This is a genomic window from Pseudanabaena yagii GIHE-NHR1 (assembly GCF_012863495.1).
Taxonomy (GTDB): domain Bacteria; phylum Cyanobacteriota; class Cyanobacteriia; order Pseudanabaenales; family Pseudanabaenaceae; genus Pseudanabaena; species Pseudanabaena yagii.
This window is the reverse complement of the sequence record NZ_JAAVJL010000001.1, coordinates 3,557,307-3,575,915: the sequence shown is the minus strand read 5'-3', so window position 1 is coordinate 3,575,915 and position 18,609 is coordinate 3,557,307. Positions and strand designations below refer to the sequence as shown.

20 protein-coding genes, 1 tRNA gene, 1 pseudogene and 1 other annotated feature are annotated in these 18,609 nt (G+C 44.0%); of the genes and pseudogenes, 13 read left to right on the top strand and 9 right to left on the bottom strand.

The genetic code is table 11. The features are described from left to right. Window positions 1–11: 11 nt before the first annotated feature. From HC246_RS16355 to HC246_RS16335, 5 genes are all read right to left on the bottom strand, one after another. Entirely contained in the window at window positions 12–2,537 is a 2,526-nt protein-coding gene (locus tag HC246_RS16355; RefSeq protein ID WP_211167724.1) for a tetratricopeptide repeat protein, read from the bottom strand. Between the two features lie 3 nt (window positions 2,538–2,540). Then, window positions 2,541–2,699, bottom strand: coding sequence for a hypothetical protein (locus HC246_RS16350; protein ID WP_169364313.1), 159 nt, complete (start codon window positions 2,697–2,699; stop codon window positions 2,541–2,543). Between the two features lie 130 nt (window positions 2,700–2,829). Next, window positions 2,830–3,297 (bottom strand): DUF4351 domain-containing protein, encoded by a 468-nt coding sequence (locus HC246_RS16345; RefSeq protein ID WP_318655965.1) that lies wholly within the window; start codon window positions 3,295–3,297, stop codon window positions 2,830–2,832. 125 nt (window positions 3,298–3,422) lie between these two features. Then, the gene (locus HC246_RS16340; protein ID WP_169364311.1) at window positions 3,423–5,954 is read right to left on the bottom strand and encodes a CHAT domain-containing protein; all 2,532 of its coding nucleotides are present in this window, start codon (window positions 5,952–5,954) and stop codon (window positions 3,423–3,425) included. Between the two features lie 73 nt (window positions 5,955–6,027). Beyond that, the gene (locus HC246_RS16335; RefSeq protein WP_169364310.1) at window positions 6,028–8,358 is read right to left on the bottom strand and encodes a CHAT domain-containing protein; all 2,331 of its coding nucleotides are present in this window, start codon (window positions 8,356–8,358) and stop codon (window positions 6,028–6,030) included. Window positions 8,359–8,399: 41 nt separating this feature from the next. On the opposite strand from HC246_RS16335, the gene HC246_RS16330 reads away from it, so the two are divergent. Then, the gene (locus HC246_RS16330) at window positions 8,400–8,633 is read left to right on the top strand and encodes a hypothetical protein (protein ID WP_169364309.1); all 234 of its coding nucleotides are present in this window, start codon (window positions 8,400–8,402) and stop codon (window positions 8,631–8,633) included. Window positions 8,634–8,769: 136 nt separating this feature from the next. On the opposite strand, the gene HC246_RS16325 is transcribed toward HC246_RS16330, so the two are convergent. The 3 genes from HC246_RS16325 to HC246_RS16315 all read right to left on the bottom strand — a co-directional run bounded on the left by HC246_RS16325 (window position 8,770) and on the right by HC246_RS16315 (window position 9,607). Further along, window positions 8,770–9,159: a type II toxin-antitoxin system VapC family toxin gene (locus HC246_RS16325; RefSeq protein WP_169364308.1), complete on the bottom strand. Its 390-nt coding sequence runs from the start codon at window positions 9,157–9,159 to the stop codon at window positions 8,770–8,772. After that, window positions 9,156–9,362 carry a hypothetical protein gene (locus HC246_RS16320; protein ID WP_169364307.1) on the bottom strand — a complete coding sequence of 69 codons (207 nt, stop codon included), beginning with the start codon at window positions 9,360–9,362 and terminating at the stop codon, window positions 9,156–9,158. The genes HC246_RS16325 and HC246_RS16320 overlap by 4 nt, the downstream gene beginning before the upstream one ends. A 65-nt stretch (window positions 9,363–9,427) precedes the next feature. Next, window positions 9,428–9,607, bottom strand: a complete 180-nt coding sequence (locus tag HC246_RS16315; RefSeq protein WP_169364306.1) for a hypothetical protein — start codon at window positions 9,605–9,607, stop codon at window positions 9,428–9,430. A gap of 178 nt (window positions 9,608–9,785) precedes the next feature. On the opposite strand from HC246_RS16315, the gene HC246_RS16310 reads away from it, so the two are divergent. The 12 genes and pseudogenes from HC246_RS16310 (at window position 9,786) to HC246_RS16255 (ending at window position 17,853) form a co-directional block, all read left to right on the top strand. After that, complete coding sequence (locus HC246_RS16310) at window positions 9,786–10,658, top strand: tRNA (5-methylaminomethyl-2-thiouridine)(34)-methyltransferase MnmD (RefSeq protein ID WP_169364628.1); 873 nt, start codon at window positions 9,786–9,788, stop codon at window positions 10,656–10,658. A 290-nt stretch (window positions 10,659–10,948) separates the two neighbouring features. Beyond that, entirely contained in the window at window positions 10,949–11,311 is a 363-nt protein-coding gene (gene rplS, locus HC246_RS16305) for a 50S ribosomal protein L19 (protein ID WP_169364627.1), read from the top strand. A 100-nt stretch (window positions 11,312–11,411) separates the two neighbouring features. Further along, window positions 11,412–11,484 (top strand) — tRNA-Trp (locus HC246_RS16300). Window positions 11,485–11,588: 104 nt separating this feature from the next. Further along, on the top strand, window positions 11,589–11,837 hold the full coding sequence (gene secE, locus HC246_RS16295; protein ID WP_169364305.1) for a preprotein translocase subunit SecE: 249 nt from the start codon (window positions 11,589–11,591) through the stop codon (window positions 11,835–11,837). Then, window positions 11,837–12,478, top strand: coding sequence for a transcription termination/antitermination protein NusG (gene nusG / locus HC246_RS16290; protein WP_169364304.1), 642 nt, complete (start codon window positions 11,837–11,839; stop codon window positions 12,476–12,478). Before secE ends, nusG begins: the two co-directional genes overlap by 1 nt. A gap of 90 nt (window positions 12,479–12,568) precedes the next feature. After that, complete coding sequence (rplK, locus tag HC246_RS16285; RefSeq protein WP_169364303.1) at window positions 12,569–12,994, top strand: 50S ribosomal protein L11; 426 nt, start codon at window positions 12,569–12,571, stop codon at window positions 12,992–12,994. Between the two features lie 98 nt (window positions 12,995–13,092). Further along, the gene (rplA, locus tag HC246_RS16280; RefSeq protein WP_169364302.1) at window positions 13,093–13,806 is read left to right on the top strand and encodes a 50S ribosomal protein L1; all 714 of its coding nucleotides are present in this window, start codon (window positions 13,093–13,095) and stop codon (window positions 13,804–13,806) included. 99 nt (window positions 13,807–13,905) lie between these two features. Then, window positions 13,906–14,041 (top strand) — a sequence feature (ribosomal protein L10 leader region). Between the two features lie 74 nt (window positions 14,042–14,115). After that, window positions 14,116–14,643, top strand: coding sequence for a 50S ribosomal protein L10 (rplJ, locus tag HC246_RS16275; RefSeq protein WP_169364301.1), 528 nt, complete (start codon window positions 14,116–14,118; stop codon window positions 14,641–14,643). A 130-nt stretch (window positions 14,644–14,773) separates the two neighbouring features. After that, the gene (gene rplL, locus HC246_RS16270; RefSeq protein ID WP_169364300.1) at window positions 14,774–15,166 is read left to right on the top strand and encodes a 50S ribosomal protein L7/L12; all 393 of its coding nucleotides are present in this window, start codon (window positions 14,774–14,776) and stop codon (window positions 15,164–15,166) included. A gap of 149 nt (window positions 15,167–15,315) precedes the next feature. Then, a pseudogene (hisE, locus tag HC246_RS16265) lies at window positions 15,316–15,588 on the top strand (phosphoribosyl-ATP diphosphatase); the annotation flags it as partial. A gap of 99 nt (window positions 15,589–15,687) precedes the next feature. Then, window positions 15,688–17,619: a transglycosylase domain-containing protein gene (locus tag HC246_RS16260; protein ID WP_169364298.1), complete on the top strand. Its 1,932-nt coding sequence runs from the start codon at window positions 15,688–15,690 to the stop codon at window positions 17,617–17,619. A 30-nt stretch (window positions 17,620–17,649) separates the two neighbouring features. Beyond that, window positions 17,650–17,853, top strand: a complete 204-nt coding sequence (locus tag HC246_RS16255; RefSeq protein ID WP_169364297.1) for a hypothetical protein — start codon at window positions 17,650–17,652, stop codon at window positions 17,851–17,853. Between the two features lie 210 nt (window positions 17,854–18,063). On the opposite strand, the gene HC246_RS16250 is transcribed toward HC246_RS16255, so the two are convergent. Next, entirely contained in the window at window positions 18,064–18,516 is a 453-nt protein-coding gene (locus HC246_RS16250) for an ATP-binding protein (protein ID WP_169364296.1), read from the bottom strand. Window positions 18,517–18,609 lie beyond the last annotated feature (93 nt).

Here is an 18,609-nt window from a genome sequence, read left to right as displayed (position 1 = left end):
AAATTATCTGTTTACAAACCATTACCGATCGCAAAAAAAGCTGACCAGTAGCTAGGGTGACTATAGTTTGCTGATTTAATCAGCGCAACTTGCGCTCTATGTAATGCCTCGGTAGGTGTAACATCGCCTTTTTTGAGTTCACTATAAAATGCTTCCATTAATGCTTGAGTACCTTCATCATTGACAGACCAGAGAGAAGCGATCGCCTGTTTTGCACCTGCCTTTTGGACTTGATAACCAAAACCCAAAATTTCGATCCCATCACTATATCCCGCTAAACCTGTTTGGCAGGCACTCAATACGATTAGGTTAATATTTTGCAGGGATAGGTCAGAGATTTCGCGCAACTTGAGGATATCGCCATTACCAAAGAAGATCCGTGAGTTGTCGGGACTACCTGTATTAAATTCGGCATGGGTCGCAAGGTGGAGGATGCTGTGCTGTTTTAAGTCTCTTTCTGTGGCTTGACGACTAAAGGCATTTTCTTCGAGGGTGTTGGAGTTTGGTAATGTTTTAGCAATCATACGAACTTCGGCAATTGTCGCAGGTAATGGTTCCTGTCCAAATTTTCTCTCGCCTGCTTTACCACCAAAGGCTCCCGCGAGAATGCTTGGCTCTATTTGGGGCTGAGGACTAAAATCACTAAGGCTATAGGCGATGAGATTACTAATCCGATATTTCTCTACTAGCCATTGTTTACCGTCATAGAGGGCAGCAAGGGGGATATATCGCAAAATACCATCAGGAGCATAACGAATAGTGGTGGTTTTATTATTGATAAGTTCGCTTTCAATGGGTTTAATCAGCAATTTATAGAGTTTCTGCGATGGTTCTCTAAAGTCTTCCGAATATTGATCTGGCAGTACTGAGCGGAGTTCTGTAATTAAAGCAGTTAGCTCATCTTGTTTGATAACAACTGTGCGATGAATTGGTAATGTATTGGGTGCAAAGAGAATGAGTTCTAGTCTGTCGCCTAAGATGAAGGGATAGAGTAGGACGTTGCCCTGTGGGATTTGGTTGAGATATTGAGGAACTTGGTTAATTTCGGATTTAGGAAGTTGTTGAATTTGATTTGCAAGTTGAGTATTGATTTCTTGGCTATTATCCAAGCTAACAGCTAAAAGCTTATCGCTGAGGGATTGCTCTGGTGCTAAAGGTTTCACCCCCTGTGCTGAGCGATCACTACCTTTAATATTTTTGAAATAGTCTTCGAGTTCTTGGACTTTGAGAAGGTCGAGGATTTGTAGCGCCTCCATGATGCGGTCTTGTTTGAGGAGGAGGTCAGCGAGACTGCGATAGGTATCTTCGACAGTGGAAAGATAGGATTTTTGGATGCTTTTATCAAGTTTTTTGATGTCTTTGCGGATCGCTTCGCGGACGTTGATCGATTGTTTGTAAAAGAGAATCGCCAGTTCGGGGCGTTTTGCTTTGGAGAGTAAATCTCCTAGATTGGCGAGAGCATAACCTTTGACATTTCGATCTCCAATTTCTATAGCAATGGTCAAAGCTTGCTGATAAGAAATCATTGCTTCTCGATATCGATTTAGTTTTTCGTAGGCAACGGCTAAATTATTCAGACCAATCATTTCGCCGCTTCGGTCTTCAAGTTCCCGCGCGATTGCTAAACTTTGCAAATGGAACTCGATCGCTTTTTCATACTTGCCAAGAAAATAGTATGCGAGTCCCAGATTTCCTATAGACGTTCTTTCACCGAGACGGTCTTTGATTTCCCGTGCTATCTCTAAGTGTTGTAGTTGGTACTCTATCGCTTTATCATATTTGCCAAGGTCTCGGTAAGCATTTCCCAAATTTCCCAATGACTGTCCCTCACCGAGACGATCTTTAGTTTCCCGCGTGATCGCTAAGACTTGCTGTAGGTAATCGATCGCTTTGTCATATTTGCCGAGGAAATAGTAAGCATTTCCAAGATTTCCCAGCGCCTGTCCCTCACCGAGACGGTCTTTGAGTTCCCGCGCAATCATTAACCTTTGCAATTGGTACTCTATCGCTTTGTCATATTTACCGAGGTTTCGGTAAGCATTTCCCAAATTCCCCAGTGACTGTCCCTCGCCGAGACGGTCTTTGAGTTCCCGTGCAATTGCTAAGTCTTGCAGATAGAACTCGATCGCTTTGTCATATTTGCCAAGGGAAAGGTAAGCGTTTCCCAGATTTCCCAGCGCATTTCCCTCACCGAGACGGTCTTTGAGTTCCCGCGCGATCGCTAAGCTTTGCAGTTGGTACTCGATCGCTTTGTCATATTTACCGAGGGAACGGTAAGCAACTCCCAGATTTCCCAGTGCATTTCCCTCACCGAAGCGGTCTTTGATTTCCCGATAGATTGTTAAAGCTTGCCGCCATGACTGAAATGCTGACTCAAACTGGCTGATTTGATATTGCTGAATTCCTTGTTGTAAAAGTCGATATGCTTCTGCTTTGAGGTCTTGTGTTGTTTGGGATTGGATGCTTTCGCTCATCATTATCTGCACTTGCCCACAAGCCAAAAAAGTCAACATCGCAATACCAACAACCTTATTCATCACCTATATCCTCACATTTACATCAAAACCCTCAGTTACATACCAGCCAGCATAAAGCGATATTCCCCAAAACAGGCGATACAAAAAACATAGCCAAAATCCACCAATTCCCCGTAGGGGCGAAGCATTACCGCCACCATCTACGCATATCATCGAGATCATCAAACGGTAATGCTTCGCCCAAACCTCACAACGCAGCCACAATTTATCGGCGAGAGCAAAGAGGGTTAAGCATTTGCGGATCGAGATTTTTTGTGAGGAGTTTAAACATTGTGGCGCAAATGCTTGACCCCTACCTAACGATGGATTTTTCCTTTTTACTTGCCAACCACGCCTCCAAATCCGCCACCTTCTCAAAATCCAACACCGCCTCCGCCAACTCCTCCAACTGCTCAGCCGATAGCTTGTCTAGACGCTTAACCGTCTTCAGCGCCACCTTACCAAACTTCCGCGTCAACAACTTTACAGCAAACTGCCTTAGCCCCAAAACCTGACCGCGCTGCGTCCCAATCTTTTCACCCTCAAGCTTGCCCTCAAGTTTGCCCTCAAGCTTGCCTTCAAGTTTACCCTCAAGCTTGCCCTCAAGCTTTGCTTCACGATAAACCCTTGTTTTCTTGAGATCACCTAACGTAAACATCGCTTCAACCTCCTCTCGACTCATTTTGGGAAACTTGTACAGCAAAACTGTCTCAATAAATTCTATCATCCTCTCGCGATCGCCTTGCCCCACGCGATTAGCCAACTGATGTGCTAAGGCGATGGTTTCCTTCTATTGAGATCGCTCGTAGCAAAAAAAGTTATCTAGCTTCGACTCCGCTCAGCTAACGTTGGCTGAGCGGAGTCGAAGCCACAGAAGCCCAAAAAGTAATCGCGATCGCATACTGTCTACAACCCATTCCCGATCGCAAAAAATGCCGACCAATAATTAGGATGTTTATATTTTGCAGAGTGAATGAGAGTAACCTGTGCTTTGCGTAATGCCTCAGCCACAGGAACATCGCCTTTTTTGAGTTCACCATAAAATGCTTCCATTAAAGCCTGCGTCCCCGCATCATCAACCTTCCAGAGTGAAGCGATCGCCACTCTCGCACCTGCCGATTGCATCTGATAGCCCAAGCCGAGAATCTCTACACCATTCCCTAACTTTTTACCGATTCCAGTTTGACAAGCACTGAGAACCACCAAATCAACATTACTCAGTGACCATTCCTTAATTTCGCTAATAGTAGCCTTGTCGCCATTGCCAAAGAGAATAAAAGAATCCTCAGGTGTGCCTACCGATAGCTCGCCATGTGTGGCTAAATGGAGGATTGTATGGGAGTTGGCTCTAGTTTCCGTAGCGGTTTTGCTAAACGCATCTTCCGTAAGCGTAGTTGTATTTGGGAAACGGCTAGCGATTTTTTGCACCTCAGTAATCGTGGCGGGTAGTCCCTCAAATCCTGCCCTCTTGCGATCGCCAGCTTGTCCACCAAATGCGCCAGCGAAGATTTTCGGTTGAGCAAGAGGTTTGGGGATAAAGGAAGTCAGAGATTCTGCGGTAATGTTATTAACTCGATATTTCTCGGCTACCCATTGTCTACCATCATAGAGAGCCGACAGGGGAATATAGCGCAATTGCCCATCGGGAGCATAGATAATCGTATCGATTTTGAGTTGTTCTAATTCTGTCTCAAAGGGCTTGATCAGCCATCCATAAAACTTTTGGGCTGGCTCTTTAACGTCATCGGCACTAGCATCTCTCAGTCCAGACAAAAAATTGCTAATCTCTTGGTTGAGCAATTCCCGACTGATTTTGACCGTGCGGTGCAGTGGTGGAGTCTTGGCATTGATCAGGACTAACTCAAGGCGATCGCCAAGGATCATGGGATAGAGCATCACAGCATTAGGCATTTGCGTGAGTACATCTTTTTGGAGCTTGCGATAATTGGCGAGATTAATATTTTGTTGTTGCTCGGTACGGCGTAGTTCCGTAATCAGTTTTTGTACTTCGGGACTATTTAGAAAGGCATTAAATTGTTTGTTTTGATCGCGTTCCAATTGTACAAGTTGAGTAAGGCGTTGCTGCTCAGTCTCATTGAGTTTACCTTCCCGATCTTTTCTTTGCAGGATATTCAACTCATTAGCAAGAGCGATGAGATTTTGTTCGGGATTTTGGAGATCAATCCCTTGGGCGGTTTGAGAGTTACCCCGCACATTCTGAAGGTAATCACTAAGTTCTTGAACTTTCAGTAAGTCGAGAACTTGCTGAGCTTCGAGGATGCGGTCTTGTCGTAAGAGCAAATCAGCAAGGTTGCGATAGGAACCTGCAATCGTATCTAAATAGGATTTTTGTTCTTCCTTCCCAAGTCCACGAATATCTTTGCGAATGGATTCCCTCACATTCACCGATTGCTTGTAAAAGAGAATGGCAAGTTCGGGCTGTTTGAGTTTGTTGAATATTGCGCCCAAATTATTGAGTGCAATTCCTTGTCCATTGCGATCGCCAATTTGCCGAAAGATACCTAAGGACTTTTGGTAAAAAGCAATTGCTTGCTCATATTGTCCTTGATTGCTAGATACAAGTCCCAGATTATTGAGCGAGTTACCTTCACCATTGCGATCGCCTGTTTGATGAAAGATAGTCAAAGCCTGTTGAAAAAATACGCTAGCTTGTTGGTACTGCCCGATACTGTTGTAAACATTGCCCAATCCAATCAGAGAATAGCCTTGACTATCTAGATCGCCTGTTTGTCTGGCTATTGCTAAGGACTGCTGGAAAAAGTCGCTAGCTTGTTGGTACTGTCCCAATGTGTAAGCTGCAAGTCCGAGATTATTGAGCGAACTTCCTTCACCATCGCGATCGCCAATTTGCTTTTTGATTGCTAAAGACTGCTGAAAAAATTCGATTGCTTTTTGATGCTGTCCCAGACTGTTATAGGCATTCCCCAAATTACCCAGTGAGGTTCCTTCACCTTTGCGATCGCCAATTTGCTTTTTGATAACTAAAGACTGCTGGTAAAGGTCTATCGCTTTCTGAAATTGTCCGAGCATTCTGTAGGCTTCACCGAGATTATTGAGAGCCGTTCCTTCACCTTGGCGATCGCCAGTTTGTTGCAAGATGGCTAAGGACTGCTGATAAAAATCCAGTGCTTTTTGATATTGTCCGAGGCTGTAATAGACATTGCCCAAGTTATTAAGGGTGCTACCTTCGTTATTACTATCTTTGAGAGTGCGGTATATTTCTAAGGCGGATTGGTATGACTGAATGGATTCTTGATAGTAGCTCTTGTTATATTGCTGATTGCCTAAGTCCAGCAATCTGTCGGCTTCTGATTTCCGATCTTGTGCTGATTGGGCTTGGGCAAACTCGCTGATCTGCGCCTGTATGGGTAAACTAACTAATAACGTCGCAATTACAATACTTAAACCCTTATTCATTGTCCTTGTTTCGCCATCTCAACAAATCATCTGCCGTTATCCTCACAGATATTTGGGTGCGATCGCTCGATATTTACAAACCATTACCGATCGCAAAGAATGCTGACCAATAATTAGGATGATTATATTTCGGCGATTTAATCAGAGCAACTTGCGCTCTGCGTAAAGCTTCCGTAACCGTGACATTGCCTTTTTGCAGTTCACTATAAAAAGCAGTCATCAATGCTTGTGTACCCTCATCATTGACTAACCAGAGCGATGCGATCGCTACCCTCGCACCTGCGGCTTGCATCTGATAGCCCAATCCCAAGATCTCGACACCTGAACCTAGCTTGCCTCCTAGTCCAGACTGACAGGCGCTCAATACCACTAAGTCCACATTGGTTAAAGCCCATTTGCGAATATCAGAAATTGTCGCTTTTTCGCCATCACCAAAGATTATGAAGGAATTTTTTGGGTCGCCAATTGCGAGTTTGCCGTGGGTGGCGAGATGGAGAATGGTGTAGGAATTGGAGTTGGTGGTAGTTATTTCTTTGGTGAAGGCTGTTTCGACAAAGGTGCTGGTATTGGGAAAGCGTTCAGCGATTTTTTTGACTTCTGTTAGAGTGGCGGGCAATCCTGAAAATCCTTGCTGCTTGACGTTGCCAAATGCTCCTGCAAAGATCTTGGGTGTAGCGATCGGTGGCTTATTGAACTTAGTCAGAGATGCGGCGGTGATGTTATTGACGCGATATTTTTCAACTAGCCATTGTTTGCCGTCATTGAGAGCCGTGAGAGGAATATAGCGCAACTGTCCATCGGGGGCGTAGATGATCGTGTCGATTTTTAGTTCGGCTAGTTCTGTTTCAAAGGGTTTGATTAGCCATGTATGTAATTGCTGAGCAGGTTGTTTGACATCTTCAGAGCCTGAGTCTCTGAGTCCTGCTAGAAAATCGGCAATTTCTTGATTGAGTTTTTCGCGTTTGATGTTGATGGTGCGGCGGATCGGGGTGGTTTTGGCGGTAACTAGAATTAGTTCGAGGCGATCTTCGAGGATGAGGGGATAGAGGAGAACGGCATTGGGATATTTGCTGAGAATATCGGTGCGGAGATTTTGAAAGTTGTTGGTAATATCGACGTTTTGTTGTCTTTCCTTGAGGCGCAGTTCTTCGACCAGTTTTTGAACAGGATCACTATCGAGAAAGGCGATGAATTGATTTTGTTGCTCTTGTTCGGATTTGACGAGTTTATTCAGCCTTTCTTGTTCGGCGGCGGTGATGTTATTGGCGAGTTTGCGCTTTTGCAGTTCGTCGAGTTCGAGGGCAAGAGCGATAAATTGTTTTTCTTGATTTCGCAGTTCGGTTCCTTGCTCGGTTTGGCTGCTGCGAGTGGGGGTGCGGAGATATTCGTTGAGTTCTTCGACTTTGAGCAGGTCGAGGACTTGTTGGGCTTCGAGGATACGGTCTTGTTTGAGTAGGAGATCGGCGAGGTTGCGATAGGTATCTTCGACAGTTGCTAAATAGGATTTTTGGATGTCTTTATCGAGTTTGCTGATGTCTTTGCGGATCGCTTCGCGGATGTTGATCGATTGTTTGTAAAAGAGAATCGCAAGTTCGGAGCGTTTTGCTTTGGAGAGTACATTTCCTAGATTTGCGAGTGCATAACCTTCGATACTTCGATCTCCAATCTCTCTAGCAATGGTCAATGCCTGTTGAAAAGAAATCATTGCTTCGCGATCTCGATCTAGCGATCTATAGGCATAACCTAAACTATGCAAACCATACATTTCGCCACTACGGTATTTGATTTCCCGCGCGATCGCTAATCTTTGCAGTTGGAACTCGATCGCTTTGTCATATTTGCCGAGCGAATAGTAAGCGAGTCCCAGATTTCCCAGCGCATTTCCCTCACCGCTACGGTCTTTGATTTCCCGCGCGATTTCTATGCTTTGCAGATGGAACTCGATCGCTTTGTCATATTTGCCGAGGTTTCGGTAAGCGAGTCCCAGATTTCCCAGCGACTGTCCCTCGCCGAGACGGTCTTTGATTTCCCGCGCGATCGCTAGGGTTTGTTCTAGGAACTCGATCGCTTTGTCATATTTGCCGAGAGCTTGGTAAACGATTCCTGTACTTCCTAATGCCCACAGTTCTCCTTGTCTAAATTTAATTTCGCGATAGATATTCAGTGCTTGTTGATATGACTGAAATGCTTGCTCAAACTGGCTAATTTGATATTGCTGATTTCCTTGATTAAGTAGCCGATCTGCTTCTGCTTTGCGGTCTTGAGTAGTTTGCGCCTGAACCGTCATCAAACCTAAATCGGGCGGCGACACCATACCCAAAATCCCAGTCAAAGCCACAAACATCAACCCATAAAACCGAGAAGCCTTAACACCACCTTTGCGAGAATCTAGATTCATAGCCATATTACTGATCTGCGTGCTGACAATCTTATCTACATTTCCAGATGTTGACCATATGCAGTTTTTTCAAGGAAAATCTCGTAGGGGCGCAGCATTACCGCCACCATTCACGCATATCACCACAATCATCAAAAGGTAATGCTACGCCCAAACCTCACAACGCAGCCACAATTTATCGGCGGAAGCAAAGAGAGCGAATCATTACCGCCAGCATTTACGCATATCGCCGCGATCGCCAAACGGTAATGCGATCGCCAAACGGTAATGCGATCGCCTAAGCCTCACAACGCAGAGACAAGCGATCGGTGAGAGCAAAGAGGGTCAAGCATTTGCTTACAGAGATTTCTTGAGAAGTTTAATAACTGTGACGCAAATGCTTGACCCCTACAAGTTATTGGTGCTGTTGATGCGCTCTCATGCAATTGTTGCTATCCCCGAATAATTCAAGATCTTTGTATCCGCAGTAACCAACGGACATCCTAAAACCTTAGCCGTTGCAGTGATAATTTGATCCGCAGGATCTCGATGAAATCCAACTAACTGAGTTGAAACAATAGAAATCTGCGGTGTGAGATCTAATAATTGAATCGCTGGATAAGACAGAGCCTTTTCAAACCATTCCGCAAGCTCACAGGGAAGAGTCAAGCGATTATACTCAACCAACTTGGCAATCTCCCAGCAGGATATAACACTAACCCCGATCGCTGAAGACTCTTGACTCTGAATAGCTGCCGCCGCAGTTTGACTAAGCTTGGAGTCTCCATGTACCCACCAAATCCAAATATGCGTATCTAACACAATCATCCCAACACATCCCAATCAGAAATTGCCACAGGTTCTAGGGGATCGATATACTCAATTGGTAAACCACGCAATGAATAACTTTTACTTTGAGAAGATTTACGATGATCAGCTAAGCCAAAAATCTGTAATAGCTTGAGTACCTTTTCCAATTCATTCTCAGACATCAAATCAAGTTTATTAATTAGTAGTTCTTTCACAGACATTTAGTACTTACCTCACTATTCAACATATTGCAAAATTCTTCTCGCTCATCTTCAGTTAGAAAATCTCAATCTAACCCGCGATCGCTAGCTGCCCGCCTTGCTCCAGCCTGTCCAATATTAGATAACTCAATCCAGCGATCGCGCCGTTTTTTAATCAATACCTGATATAACCGCAATTGCTTCTCATTAGAAAGCTGATTTACGAGTTCTATTACTTGCTCATCATCAAGCTGTAAAACAACCATTTTTTCTGAGGATTTGATAGCGATGATTCTATGTCAGCATTATATCATTTCTTTTACAGTCGAGCTATCTCCACAAGAAACCCCAAAATCTTGTAGAGGCACAGCATTCAAACCATATCACCGCGATCATCAAACGGTAATGCGATCGCCTTTACCCCCTTGCTCTAGATATTCTGCTATGGATAAACTTTCCCTTTTCCCAACCGAAGATGGTTCCATTACCTTCTGGTCAGAAACCTTTCAAGAAACCTTTCATAGCTCTCATGGCGCAAAGCACGAAGCTGAAGCAAAATTTGTGATTCCTGCCAAGATTGCTGAAAAAGCCCAAACTCAAACTAAACTCAACATTCTCGATGTTTGCTATGGCTTAGGTTACAACTCGGCAGCCGCGATCGCCTGCATCTCTGATTTAAAACAATCCAATCAAACTCCCATCGCCAATATCCACATCATTGCACTGGAAAATAATCTCGAAGTCCCACAAAAAGCGATCGCCACAGGATTAGTAAATATCTGGCAACCAGCGATCGCCCAAGTCCTTATAACTGCTGCGGCAACTCAAATTGTCGAAACTGAAGATTTAACCTTACAACTACTCATTGGTGATGCCCGTCAAACCATTAGCCAAGTCCCTCACAAATGGGCAGATGCCATCTTTCTCGATCCCTTCTCGCCGCCCCATTGTCCCCAACTCTGGACGGTCGAGTTTATCCAACTTTTAGCCAACTGCCTCAAACCCGATGGCTATCTTGTCACATACTCCTCATCCGCCGCCGTTCGTACTGCCATGCTAATGGCTGGCTTACAAGTTGGTGCGATCGCCCCCATCGGACGCAAATCTCCCAGTACGATCGCCGCCTTTGCCCCCACAGCGCTACCGCCCATCTCCGATACCGAAGCCGCTTTTCTCAAGACTCGTGCTGCCATCCCCTATCGCGATCGCACTTTACAAAGCACAGCTTCAGAAATTATTGAAAGGCGTAAATCTGAACAAAGTACAAGCGACCTTCCCGCAAGCTCTAGCCTCCGTAAGACACAGTCATCAAAATAATTTTGGTGGCGCGGCAACCAAAATCCAAACCCCTAAGGGACTTACGGATAAACAATGTCCCTCCAATATCTAGCTTCGACTTCGCTCAGCTAACGTTCGACTTCGTTCAGCTAACGTTCAACTTCGCTCAGCTAACGTTGGCTGAGCGGAGTCGAAGCCACAGGTACTTTAATTAATAGCAAGTCCCTAAACATGGTACATTGCCCGATCTTTACTTTTTTTACAAAAAATATAGACATTGTCGCAATCATCCTCTAACATAGATGATCGCGACTTTTTTGGCATTCCTCATGAACGCTGTTGAAATCATACGCTCAATTGAAGCGGAATACATCAAAACAGATCTCCCTCAGCTTTATGTGGGAGACACTGTGAAGGTTGGAGTAAGGATCAAAGAGGGCGGCAAAGAACGTACTCAGCCTTACGAAGGCGTGATTATCTCAAGACGTGGTTCTGGCATTAACTCTGTCATTACCGTTCGTCGTGTATTTCAAGGAGTAGGAGTTGAGCGAGCCTTCTTGCTACATTCTCCACAAGTTGAAAGCATTAAAGTAATCCGTCGTGGCAAAGTGCGTCGTGCTAAGCTCTACTACTTACGCGACCTCGTTGGTAAAGCAACTCGTCTTAAACAAAGATTTGATCGTCCACTATAGAACCATTTATGGTTATACTAGGTGTCAAATACTATTTTGATATAGCAATTGATACCTGAGATATAGCTGGTAACGTATCAAAATTTTGTTTTCATAACGTGCGTCCTTAGTTCAGTTGGTAGAACGCAGGTCTCCAAAACCTGATGTCGGGGGTTCGAGTCCCTCAGGGCGCGCTTCACCATCTTCACAAGCCCGAAATTAATTTAAGTTTGCTCAAGACTGTAGTTAAATACATCGCATTTTCAAAGATTGCAAAAGGATCGCACGAGTTGCCGCTATGACTAAAAACGAAGTAAAAGAGCAACCTAAGGAAACGTCAAAAGCAACATCAGAGAATTCTGATAATGCTAATGTGACTAACTTTTTTGCAGAGACTAAGGCTGAATTTGGCAAGATTGTTTGGCCGACCCGTCAACAATTAATTAGTGAATCTGCATCTGTGCTTTTGATGATCGTTGCGGTTGCAACTTTTGTGTATTTAATTGATGCTTTGTTTAGAGCGATCGCATTGCAGGTGTTTCAATAATGTTTACCGAAGACATCGACCATTCATCTAGCCGAGAAGAATCAGACGTACTATTCCAATGGTACGCCGTACAGATCGCTTCGGGTTGCGAAAAAAAGGTCAAGTCAAGCCTAGAGCAGCGCATCAAGACCCTTGATGTTGAAGATCGGATCAAGCAAATTGAAATTCCGCAGACACCGACCGTCAAACTTAGAAAAGATGGCACTAGACTTACATCTGAGGAAAAGATTTTCCCCGGATATGTGCTGATCCAGATTAAAACTGTCAGAAATGAAATCGGACAGCTAGAAGTTGATGATGATGCATGGCTTGCTGTCAAAAGCACCCCCCATGTAATTAACTTTGTCGGCACAGAACAAAAACGTCACTATGGTCGTGGTCGTGGGCATGTTAAGCCTCGCCCATTGACTGAGAAAGAAGTCGAAAGAATCTTCCGTGTCACAGTCGAACAAGAGCCAGTCCTCAAAATTGATATGGCTCAAGGCGACAAGATTAAAGTGCTCAATGGACCTTTCAAAGACTTTGAAGGTGAAGTGGTCGAGGTTAGCCCAGAACGCAGTAAACTCAAAGCACTTCTCTCAATCTTTGGAAGAGACACTCCTGTAGAACTAGAGTTCAATCAGGTACAAAAGCAAAACTAAATCATAAACAAAGCTAGTTACCCCAAACATCGGTTTGCGGATTTTCTAGCGGATTTTTAACGGCTATTATTAAAGTGGCTCAGAAAGCAAATGGCTAAAAAAGTTACAGCAATTATTAAGCTAGCACTCAATGCTGGCAAGGCAAGTCCAACACCACCAGTTGGTCCTGCTTTGGGTCAACATGGTGTTAACATCATGATGTTTTGTAAGGAATATAACGCCCGTACTGCTGACCAAGCAGGTATGGTTATTCCTGTAGAAATATCTGTTTACGAAGATAGAAGTTTTACCTTCATTCTCAAAACACCTCCTGCATCAGTTTTAATCCAAAAAGCTGCGGGTATTTCCTCTGGATCTGCTGAGCCTAACCGTAAGAAAGTTGGTTCCATTACCAGAGATCAACTACGTCAAATCGCAGAAACCAAAATGCCTGATATCAATGCAAATGATATCGATGCAGCAATGAAGATTATTGAAGGTACTGCCAAGAACATGGGCGTTACCATTACTGGCTAGTATTCTCTCTATTTCAATATCTCATTTCTTTCTCTATACAAATTTTCTGAATTGGGGGAGGAAACAAGGTTTTCCACTCGCACCCCAAAGGAGTAACAATGACTAAAAAAGTATCAAAGCGTCTCAAGGAAGCTCGAAGCAAAGTAGAAGAGCGTCCTTACGCACCTATCGAAGCCTTGGAACTTGTCAAGGCAACCGCAACTGCAAAGTTTCCTGAGTCCGTAGAAGCTCACGTAAGACTTGGTATTGATCCTAAGTACGCCGACCAACAATTGCGTACCACGGTGACATTGCCCAAGGGTACAGGACAAACAATCCGTGTAGCAGTTATTGCTCGTGGCGAAAAGGTTGCTGAAGCAACTGCTGCTGGTGCAGATATCGCGGGATCTGAAGAACTAATCGATGAAATCAGCAAGGGTAGAATGGACTTCGACCTGCTGATTGCAACACCTGATATGATGCCTCAGGTAGCTAAGCTTGGTAAATTGCTTGGTCCTAGAGGCTTGATGCCTTCGCCTAAAGGTGGTACGGTAACTACTGACCTCGGTGGTGCAATTAATGAGTTCAAAGCTGGTAAGCTAGAATTCCGTGCCGACCGTACAGGGATCGTTCATATTCAGTTTGGCAAAGCTGCTTTTACCGCAGAAGATCTATTGCTAAACCTGAAGGCTCTACAAGAAACGATTGATCGTAATCGTCCTTCTGGTGCAAAGGGTCGCTACTGGCGATCGCTCTATGTATCCGCAACAATGGGACCTTCAATCGAAGTTGATGTCACAGCATTGCGCGATCTCAAGCTTGCCGAAGCATAATAAAGCCTTTCAAAGTCATTCAAAATAAACTTCTTTTCCTACGGAAAAGAAGTTTATAAAAAACTAAGTCTAATCGTTGTAATCAGCCTAGAAAGAAATTTCGACAACTAAATAGCTCCATAGACAGCAGGTGCTAATGGCTTAATTTCCTGCCGAGGTGATTTGAAAGAAATTCCAAACTGGAATCGCTTTTTAGCCTCGGTCTGCGAAAAGACGAGGCTTTTTTAATGACTTTAAAGATTCAAGGCTAATCACAACGGGGCAAAGCCCCGTTGTGATTAGCTCCAAACACAAGGAGGTGCAAAATACATGGGTAAGACCCTAGAACAAAAAAAGGCGCTAGTTAACGAAATCAGCCAAGAGTTTGACGGAACTAAGCTGGTACTCGTAATTGACTATGCAACATTGTCGGTAGCTGAAATTACTAAGCTCCGCCGCTCACTCCGTCCAACTGGTACGGTGTGCAGAACAACTAAGAACACTCTGCTCAAGCAAGCGATTTCAGGTACTCCTGAATGGCAACCTCTAGAAAAGTTTCTAGTTGGTCCCTCTGCTTGTCTATTTGTGAAGGATGACATTGGTGGTGCTGTTAAGGCATACCAAGCTTTCCTTAAGGAATCTAAGAAAACCGAACTTCGTGGCGGTGTCTTAGAAGGTCGCGCTTTAAGTGCTAAAGACTTACAAGCGATCGCTGATCTACCTTCCAAGGAAGTACTCATCTCGCAAATCGCTGGCGCAATCAATGCCGTCACTGCCAAGATTGCGATCGGTATCAAAGAAGTTCCCCAATCTTTGGGACGCGCTATCAAAGCTGTTTCCGAAAAAGAAGCTGCTTAATGAGGCAATTAGCTATTAGCGCTTAGCTATTAGCTCAATTTCTAGAAAAAGCTAAAGGCTAACAGCTAACAGCTAACAGCCCCAAGCAACCAAAACTAAAACCTAATCTAATTAACTAAAGAGAAAACCTATGTCCGCAAAAATCGACAGCATTATTGAAGAACTAAAGACTTTAAGCCTTCTTGAAGCTTCTGAATTGGTTAAAGCGATCGAAGAAACCTTTGGCGTTTCGGCTGCTGCTCCTGTTGGTGGTGTAGTAGTTGCTGCTGCTGGCGGTGGCGCTGCTGCTGCTGAAGAAGTTGAAGAGAAGACTGCTTTTGACTTGGTACTTGACGAAGTTCCTGCTGATAAGAAGATCGCTGTTCTGAAGATCGTTCGTGAAATCACTGGCTTGGGTCTTAAGGATGCTAAGGACTTGGTTGAGTCTACTCCTAAGACCATCAAGGAAGGTCTACCTAAGGCTGATGCTGAAGCTGCTAAAAAGCAAATCGAAGAAGCTGGTGGTAAGGTTTCCATCAAGTAATTGTTGGCAAAACTTAGTTTTTTTGAATGTCTTGCTTGGCAAGACATTCAAAACCAATAAAGGCACGCATAGCGTGCCTTTATTATTTAAGATTGTGAGGTGCGAAGTGCTTCACAATTATTTTGTATAAGTATTTTGATTTTATGAATGATCCTCTATCAGAATTATTTACGGTAATTGTCGATCGCCGTGAGCATCCTCAAGAAAGCTCCTATACTTGCAAACTATTTGCGGGAGGAGATAACAAGATTTTGAAAAAAATTGGCGAAGAATCAGCAGAAGTGGTGATGGCTTGTAAGGACGATGATCCTGATGCGATCGCTGGTGAAGTTGCTGATTTGTTTTACCACACCCTTGTGGCACTAGCTCATCATCGCGTTGATCTGCAATTGGTTTATGACAAGCTAGCGCAACGTCGCTAAATCTGAGTAAAAAAACTACTAGGTAGTTTTTTTACTCAAGCGCTCGAAATACTTCTTAATGCAGTAAGATTACTCATGAGTTACAAAGGGTAGATTGCTGTGGCATCGAATAGTGTAGAGCGTTCTGGTTCTCTGACTGGCAGTATTTTAAAAGGCACTCTCAAAGCTGTTGGTGGCACATTGCTGGGCATTATCATGATTGGTGGTGCAGCAATGGCAGGTGGACTTGTGGGCTTAGCCCTCAGCTTTCGCGATTTGCCTGATGTCAGAGTTCTCAAGGGCTATGTCCCCGTTGAAACTACCTATATTTATGATATTAATGGCGAGTTGATCGCTCGTTTGCATGGGGATGTTAACCGCGAAGTCGTTACCCTCGATCGCATTTCACCACATTTAAAGCGATCGGTTCTTGCCATGGAAGATGCCTATTTCTACACCCACAAAGGCATTGATCCCAGTGGTATTGGTCGCGCCATTTTAGCTAACTTTAGTGCAGGTGGAACCGTTGAGGGTGGTTCGACATTGACACAACAGCTAGTCAAGAATTTATTTTTATCGAATGAGCGTAGTCTGAACCGCAAAGTTGCCGAAGCTGTCTTAGCCATGCGGGTAGAGCAGGTTTTTACTAAGGAACAAATCCTTGAGATGTATCTCAACCAAGTATTTTGGGGGAAAAATACTAATGGGGCGGAAACCGCTTCTCAAAACTATTTTGGTAAATCGGCTGCTGATCTAACCCTTGGTGAAGCCGCGATGCTCGCAGGGACAATTCAAGCGCCTTCGGTATTCAATCCTGTCGATAATTTTGCAGAAGCGAAAAAGCGCCAAGGTTTAGTACTCGATCGCCTTGCAGAACTTAATTGGGCAACGCCTGCGGAAATTAAAGCCGCCAAAGCTCAGAAAATAACTATTCGCAAACAGGGGATTTCCTACGAGGCTAGTCGTGTACCCTATGTGTCGCAGGCTGTGACTGCCGAGTTAGAAGAAAAATTTGGCAAGGATGTCGTTTTACAAGGTGGTTTGCGCGTTCAGACAACAATTGACCTAAAGCTACAGCGCATTGCCGAAGAGGTTGCTACCGAAGGACATAATGATTTGGTAAATCGTGGAGCCTATGCCGATCAGTTAGCCTTAGTTGCCGTTGATCCCCGTACTGGGTTCGTCAAAGCTTTGGTCGGCGGCGTGGGTGATTTTGATAAAAATCAATATAACCGTGCGGTCTTGGCAAGACGACAGTTAGGTTCATCATTTAAACCCTTTGTCTACTATGCTGCCTTTGCGACGGGCAACTACACCCCAGACTCAGTGATCGATGATAGCCCGATGACTATTCCTGATGGGGATGAACCCTATGTGCCTCGTAACTATGACAATAAGTTCTCAGGTCCGATTAGCATTCGTCAGGCGATCGCAGTTTCTCGAAATATTCCTGCATTGAAGTTAGGGATAGAGGTTGGCAATGAAAATGTAATTGCTATCTGTCGCAAACTGGGCATTAATAGCCCCATGAAACCCGTAGTTTCTTTGCCTCTTGGTGCAGCCGATGTCACACCAATGGAAGTCGCAGGAGCCTATGCCGTATTTGCTAGTGGTGGCTATAAGTCCAAAACCACCTTAATTGCTCGCGTGACCGATCGCAACGGCAATTTGATTCTGGACAATACCCCTAAGCCTGAGCTAATTCTCGATCCGATCGCTGTTTCTTATTTGACCGATGCGTTACGGGGAGTCGTTACTAATGGCACGGCAACAGAAGCCCAAATGAGTGATGGTCGTCCTGTTGCAGGTAAAACTGGAACAACTTCCGATTTCCGTGATGCTTGGTTTGTGGGCTATGTCCCTCAGTTAGCTGTTGCTATTTGGATTGGCAATGATGACTATTCACCAATGGCAAATGGGGTAACGGGTGGTGTTTACGTCACGCCGATTTGGCGTAAATTTATGGAAAAAGCCTTGGCTGGTCAACCCATTGAGCAATTCCCTGTCCCTGCGGAAATCCAAGAAAAAGAAGGCGGTAAAAAGAAAAACTAGCCATTAGAAACTTGTTCACAATTCCGCTATATGCCCTTACCAATTTTTTCTCAATTTCTATTTGTTTTGCGATTGCTGGCTTATTCAGCGATCGCTTCATCTTTTATTAAATATATTGTGCCTCAGTGGTCTGTCTTACAGGGATTAAGTGTCGATGTGATGAATATAGCTGCCTTGACCGCAATTACTATACCTGTAGCAGTATTTGCAGTGGTTTTGTGGTTAAAGCGTTAATCTAACGCAACCCCTCTATCAAAAAACAACTATAAAAGCCTTGCGTAGCAAGGCTTTTATAGTTGTTTTAAATAACTTGTAGACGGGCTTCGACTTCGCTCAGCCCTCGGTGTAAGCTAGCTGAGCGAAGTCGAAGCTGTAGTTTTTATTTGAATTATCTATACTTTTGAAATTTTAAAATTTGCCAGCTTAACCCGAACTGACGTTGTTTTACTTTGACTCAAATCTTTTAGTCATTACAAAGCAATTGCGCCCATCAGACGTACTTTCATAGTGAATATTGTCAGCGATCGTTTTTGCGATGATCAGACCTCTGCCACCTGTAGGAATATCATCGATATTCTCAAAATCCTTATTCTTTTGAGCTTCTTTAGACAGCCTTTCGACTTCAGCTAGTAGGTCAAATGGTCGTCCATAGTCCCAAATTTTCAACTCTAAAAATTTCTCGTCTGTATTAATATCTAACTCGATATCAATAGGTGTTTCCTCATCCAGCCCCTCATGGGCATAGGAAACCACGTTAGTAAATACCTCAACTAAGACCAGATTGCATTGCATCCAAACTGTTTTGGGCAAGAAATTTTGGAATTGCTGAAACCACTCCTGCAAGTTTGCAAGAGCATAAATATCACTGTTAACTCGGATGTTGTAATGCTGTAACACTGATGGTTTTATCTAGCAGTTTGAGCTTAAATTTTATAGTAGTTTTTAATTTGCCTAGCCAAACTAGAAACTATAAAACCTTTATCTAAAGAA

Coding starts and splice junctions, on each gene's coding strand:
- HC246_RS16355 (WP_211167724.1), bottom strand. CDS start 2,537: ATGAATAAGGTTGTTGGTATTGCGATGTTGACTTTTTTGGCTTGTGGG.
- HC246_RS16350 (WP_169364313.1), bottom strand. CDS start 2,699: ATGATCTCGATGATATGCGTAGATGGTGGCGGTAATGCTTCGCCCCTA.
- HC246_RS16340 (WP_169364311.1), bottom strand. CDS start 5,954: ATGAATAAGGGTTTAAGTATTGTAATTGCGACGTTATTAGTTAGTTTA.
- HC246_RS16335 (WP_169364310.1), bottom strand. CDS start 8,358: ATGGCTATGAATCTAGATTCTCGCAAAGGTGGTGTTAAGGCTTCTCGG.
- HC246_RS16330 (WP_169364309.1), top strand. CDS start 8,400: ATGTTGACCATATGCAGTTTTTTCAAGGAAAATCTCGTAGGGGCGCAG.
- HC246_RS16325 (WP_169364308.1), bottom strand. CDS start 9,159: ATGATTGTGTTAGATACGCATATTTGGATTTGGTGGGTACATGGAGAC.
- HC246_RS16320 (WP_169364307.1), bottom strand. CDS start 9,362: ATGTCTGTGAAAGAACTACTAATTAATAAACTTGATTTGATGTCTGAG.
- HC246_RS16315 (WP_169364306.1), bottom strand. CDS start 9,607: ATGGTTGTTTTACAGCTTGATGATGAGCAAGTAATAGAACTCGTAAAT.
- HC246_RS16310 (WP_169364628.1), top strand. CDS start 9,786: ATGGATAAACTTTCCCTTTTCCCAACCGAAGATGGTTCCATTACCTTC.
- rplS (WP_169364627.1), top strand. CDS start 10,949: ATGAACGCTGTTGAAATCATACGCTCAATTGAAGCGGAATACATCAAA.
- secE (WP_169364305.1), top strand. CDS start 11,589: ATGACTAAAAACGAAGTAAAAGAGCAACCTAAGGAAACGTCAAAAGCA.
- nusG (WP_169364304.1), top strand. CDS start 11,837: ATGTTTACCGAAGACATCGACCATTCATCTAGCCGAGAAGAATCAGAC.
- rplK (WP_169364303.1), top strand. CDS start 12,569: ATGGCTAAAAAAGTTACAGCAATTATTAAGCTAGCACTCAATGCTGGC.
- rplA (WP_169364302.1), top strand. CDS start 13,093: ATGACTAAAAAAGTATCAAAGCGTCTCAAGGAAGCTCGAAGCAAAGTA.
- rplJ (WP_169364301.1), top strand. CDS start 14,116: ATGGGTAAGACCCTAGAACAAAAAAAGGCGCTAGTTAACGAAATCAGC.
- rplL (WP_169364300.1), top strand. CDS start 14,774: ATGTCCGCAAAAATCGACAGCATTATTGAAGAACTAAAGACTTTAAGC.
- HC246_RS16255 (WP_169364297.1), top strand. CDS start 17,650: ATGCCCTTACCAATTTTTTCTCAATTTCTATTTGTTTTGCGATTGCTG.